The sequence below is a fragment of the Candidatus Zixiibacteriota bacterium genome, from assembly GCA_040752815.1.
GTDB lineage: Bacteria > Zixibacteria > MSB-5A5 > GN15 > FEB-12 > JAGGTI01.
In genome coordinates, this window is record JBFMGC010000061.1 from 10,540 (window position 1) to 15,059 (window position 4,520).

At 57.4% G+C, this 4,520-nt stretch carries 5 protein-coding genes; all 5 read left to right on the forward strand.

Going from position 1 to position 4,520, the window contains the following annotated elements; translation table 11 throughout:
• A partial coding sequence (locus AB1772_11870) for a DNA-directed RNA polymerase subunit beta' (GenBank protein ID MEW5797043.1) occupies nt 1-1,149 on the forward strand: 1,149 nt, incomplete at its 5' end.
• A 92-nt stretch (nt 1,150-1,241) separates the two neighbouring features.
• Nucleotides 1,242-1,616: a 30S ribosomal protein S12 gene (gene rpsL / locus AB1772_11875; GenBank protein MEW5797044.1), complete on the forward strand. Its 375-nt coding sequence runs from the start codon at nt 1,242-1,244 to the stop codon at nt 1,614-1,616.
• A 15-nt stretch (nt 1,617-1,631) separates the two neighbouring features.
• Nucleotides 1,632-2,102 carry a 30S ribosomal protein S7 gene (rpsG, locus tag AB1772_11880; protein MEW5797045.1) on the forward strand — a complete coding sequence of 157 codons (471 nt, stop codon included), beginning with the start codon at nt 1,632-1,634 and terminating at the stop codon, nt 2,100-2,102.
• Between the two features lie 207 nt (nt 2,103-2,309).
• Nucleotides 2,310-4,391: an elongation factor G gene (fusA, locus tag AB1772_11885; protein MEW5797046.1), complete on the forward strand. Its 2,082-nt coding sequence runs from the start codon at nt 2,310-2,312 to the stop codon at nt 4,389-4,391.
• Nucleotides 4,392-4,408: 17 nt separating this feature from the next.
• Nucleotides 4,409-4,520 (forward strand): GTP-binding protein (locus AB1772_11890; GenBank protein MEW5797047.1); only part of this gene is annotated, 112 nt, incomplete at its 3' end.

Consider the following 4,520-nt stretch of genomic DNA (forward strand, 5'->3'; position numbering starts at 1 on the left):
ATCAAAGATCAGCAGAAGGTCGCGTCCGGCGATATCGTCTTTGAGTGGGATCCTTACACCGGGACGATCGTAGCCGAGCGCGGCGGCAAGATCAAATTCAAGGATATCATCAGGGATATCACAGTACGCGAGGAGATCGACGATCAAACCGGCCTCCGCCAGTTGAAGATCATCGAACAGCGCGACAAGACCATGTTCCCGACCATCCAGATTGTCGGGGCGGGCGGTCGCGCCGTGGCCAGCTACCGTATCCCGACCGAGGCCCAGTTGCAGGTCCAGGACGGACAGGATGTCCAGCCGGGCGATCACCTGGTCAAAATGCCGCGTATGATTGCGCGCTCGCGTGATATCACCGGCGGTCTGCCGCGCGTCGCCGAGCTGTTCGAGGCCCGTCGCCCGCACGACCCGGCAGTCATCACAGAGGTTGACGGGACGGTCGAATTCGGGAAGATCGTCCGTGGCCAGCAGCAGATTATCGTCAAGGATGAATCCGGCGATGCCCGTGAGTATCTTGTTCCCCACGGCAAGCATATGATGGTCCACGACGGGGACCAGGTCCGCGCCGGTGACCGCCTGTGCGAAGGCTCGGTGGACCCGCACGACATCCTCAAGATTCTGGGCGTGTACGAAGTGCAGGCGTATCTCGTCAACGAGATTCAGGAAGTCTATCGTCTGCAGGGCGTGAAGATCAATGACAAGCACATTGAGATCATCGTCCGCCAGATGCTCCAGAAGGTCCTGATCGACCACCCTGGGGACACCAACTTTCTTGAGGGTGAAAAGGTCGACAAAGTGAAGTTTCTCGAAGAAAACGCGCGCATCATCGCCGAGGGCGGCGAGCCGGCTACCGCCGAGCCGTTGCTGCTGGGTATCACGCGCGCGTCGCTCTCGACCGAGAGCTTCATTTCCGCGGCGTCATTCCAGGAGACCACCAAGGTCCTGACCGAAGCCGCCGTAGCCGGAAAAGTAGACCATCTCCTCGGACTGAAGGAAAACGTTATCATCGGGCATTTGATTCCGGCGGGCACAGGTATCGAGAGGTACCGCGGTGTCGCCATCCAGTACGAGGACGAGGAGGAAATTGAAATTGTGCCGGCCGCGGGCGAGGCTAAGGAATCGGTGGCCGACATTTTCAAGGAAAATGCGTGATTCTGACCAAAAGGTCTTGACAAACCGAACCTTGTAGATAAATTGCGGGTCCTTTTTGGTTTATAGTACGAGTATGTTTGTTAGGAGCGATTTTGCCGACATTTAATCAGCTTATCCGAAAGGGTCGCAAGCGGATACAAGGTAAGACCAAGACTCCGGCCATGGGCCGGTGCCCGCAGAAACGAGGAGTTTGCACTCGCGTGTATACCTCCACTCCCAAGAAGCCGAACTCGGCTTTGAGAAAAGTCGCCCGCGTTCGTCTGACTAACAAGATGGAAGTCACGGCCTATATCCCGGGCGAAGGGCACAATCTACAGGAGCACTCGATTGTTTTGATCCGCGGCGGCCGCGTGAAGGATTTGCCCGGCGTGCGCTATCACATAATCAGAGGCACTATGGACACTGCCGGGGTGGCTGATCGCACCAAAAGCCGTTCCAAGTATGGGACCAAAAGGCCGAAGAAATAGCAGGTAGTCAGAGTTATGTCGAGAAGAACAAAAACGCCGAAGCGATATATTAAGACGGACCAGAAGTTCAACGACGCATTGGTGGCCGAATTTGTCTCCTGCCTGCTCAAGCGCGGCAAGCGCTCGACGGCCGAGCATCTCTTCTACGATGCCATTGACCTGCTCGAGAAGAAAGCCGGTCAGAGCGGCGTAGAGGTTTTTCACAAGGCGATGGAAAACGTCAAGCCGACACTCGAGGTCAAGTCCCGCCGGGTCGGCGGCGCGACCTACCAGGTGCCGGTGGAAGTCCGGTCTGATCGGCGCACCGCGCTGGCCATACGCTGGCTGATATTAAACGCGAGCGCTCGGAATGACAAGTCGATGGCTGATAAATTGGCGGCGGAATTTCATGCCGCCTCGAACAACGAAGGTGGAGCGGTAAAGAAGAAGGAAGACACCCACAAAATGGCCGAGGCCAACAAGGCCTTTGCTCACTTTAGGTGGTAAGGCGGCGCTCTCTTTTCTGCGCGTTGAGAGCAGTCGTCTGACCCAACAGTCGGAATTGGCTGCGAGGAATTGAGTTGAGCCTCAAGTTTTGGTGACGCTTCGAAGCTGACGTCACGGTTCCCCTGACCCTGCTGATCGGGTAACCAGGATCACGGCTTCGGGCGAGATTCTGTTTTATGAGTGTTGGTTGATCAGTAGGGTTTTATTATGTCTGCCCGGCAGGATTTAACAACGGTCCGAAATATCGGGATCATGGCTCATATAGACGCGGGTAAAACCACGACTACGGAGCGGATTCTGTTTTATACCGGGCGGACTCATCGAATGGGCGAGGTTGATGACGGCGCCGCGACTATGGACTGGATGGAGCAGGAAAAGGAACGCGGCATTACAATTACCTCGGCGGCCACCACCACTTTCTGGCGCAAGCATACGATCAACATAATCGACACGCCAGGGCATGTCGACTTTACGGTCGAAGTAGAGCGCTCGCTGCGCGTGCTCGACGGTGCGGTTGCTCTGTTTTGCGCGGTCGGCGGGGTCGAGCCGCAGTCCGAGACGGTCTGGCGCCAGGCCGATAAGTACCGCGTACCGCGTATCGCTTATATCAACAAGATGGACCGCACCGGTGCGTCGTTCTCGGGCACGCTCAAGAAGATGAACGAGCGCTTCGCCACCAAGTGTGTGGCTATTTCGATCCCGGCCGGCGAAGGGGAGATGTTCAGCGGCATTATCGACCTGCTCACGATGTCCCTGCGTGTGTTCCACGAGGAAACCAAGGGCACCACGTTTGAAGATTTCCCGGTGCCGGACGACATGGTCGAGCTTGCCAACGAATACCGCGAGAAGCTGCTGGAGGCGGTGGCCGAAGTTGACGACCACCTCCTCGAACAGTTCCTCCACGATCAGCCGATTGACCCCAAAGACGTAATCCGGGCGGTCCGGCAGGCCACGATCCAGAACAAAATGGTGCCGGTGCTGTGTGGATCGTCGTTCAAGAACAAGGGCATCCAGAAACTGCTCGACGCCATTGTCGATTTCCTGCCGGCCCCGACCGATATGCCGCCAGTCATGGGTCACGATCCCCGGCACCAGGACAAGATTATCGAACGGAAGCCCTCGATGGAGGAGCCTGCTGCCGCGCTGGCGTTCAAGATTGCCACCGACCCGCATGTCGGCAGGCTGACCTATTTGCGAGTCTATTCCGGCCAGGTCGACGCCGGCTCGTACCTCCAAAACCCCACCAGCAACATAAAGGAACGGGTGGGTCGGCTTCTGCGGATGCATTCGAACAAGCGGGAAGATATTCAGACGGCGTACGCGGGCGACATTGTGGCCGTTATCGGTTTCCGCAAGACTACTACCGGCGATACGCTATGCGATGTCAAGCACCCCATAGTTCTCGAGCGGCCGCGCTTCCCCGAGCCGGTAGTAATGCTCTCGATCGAGCCAAAAACCCAGGCCGACCAGGACCGGCTGTCCGAGGGATTGAGCCGGCTGGCCGAGGAAGATCCCACCTTCCTGGTGCGCTACGACGAAGATACGGGCCAGACTATCATCTCCGGCATGGGCGAACTTCACCTGGAAATCCTGGTCGACCGGCTGTTGCGGGAATTCGGCGTCCAGGCCGGTATCGGCAAGCCGACCGTTTCATACAAAGAAGCTATCACCCGCGAGGTGGAGTGCGAGGGCCGTTTTGTGCGCCAATCGGGCGGCCGCGGCCAGTACGGCCATGTAAAAATGCGGCTGAAACCGCTTACCGACGGCAGTCATTTTATTTTTGATAATAAAACCATTGGCGGAACTATCCCCCGCGAGTATATTCACGCGGTCGAAAGAGGCGCCCGGGAGGCCATGGACAACGGTGTCCTGGCCGGCTACCCACTCACCGGTATCCACTGCGAGCTTTATGACGGCAGCTATCATGAAGTCGACTCCAGTGAGCTGGCTTTCAAGGTAGCGGGGTCGATGGCTCTTCAGGACGGCGCGAAGAAAGCCGGCCTGGTCCTGCTGGAGCCGATTATGAGTGTGGAAGTCGTGGTGCCGGAAGTCTATTTGGGCGCTGTGGTTGGTGACTTGAACGTTCGTCGCGGAAAGATCAGCGGTATGCTGCCGCGTAATGACATGACTGTGGTTGCGGTTCGCGTGCCGCTCTCGGAGATGTTCGGCTACGCCAACACGCTGCGCAATATCTCGCAGGGAAGGGCCGTTTTCACGATGGAATTCTCGCATTACGACCCGGTGCCCAGCGAGGTGGCCAAGAAGATGTTAGATGGAGTGATTGCTTAAGCAGGAGAGCCTTCAATATGGCTAAGGAGAAGTTTGAGCGGACGAAGCCGCACGTGAATGTTGGGACGATCGGTCATGTGGATCATGGCAAGACGACGTTGACGGCGGCGATCACGATGGCGATGGCGC

Coding starts and splice junctions, on each gene's coding strand:
- rpsG (MEW5797045.1), top strand. CDS start 1,632: ATGTCGAGAAGAACAAAAACGCCGAAGCGATATATTAAGACGGACCAG.
- fusA (MEW5797046.1), top strand. CDS start 2,310: ATGTCTGCCCGGCAGGATTTAACAACGGTCCGAAATATCGGGATCATG.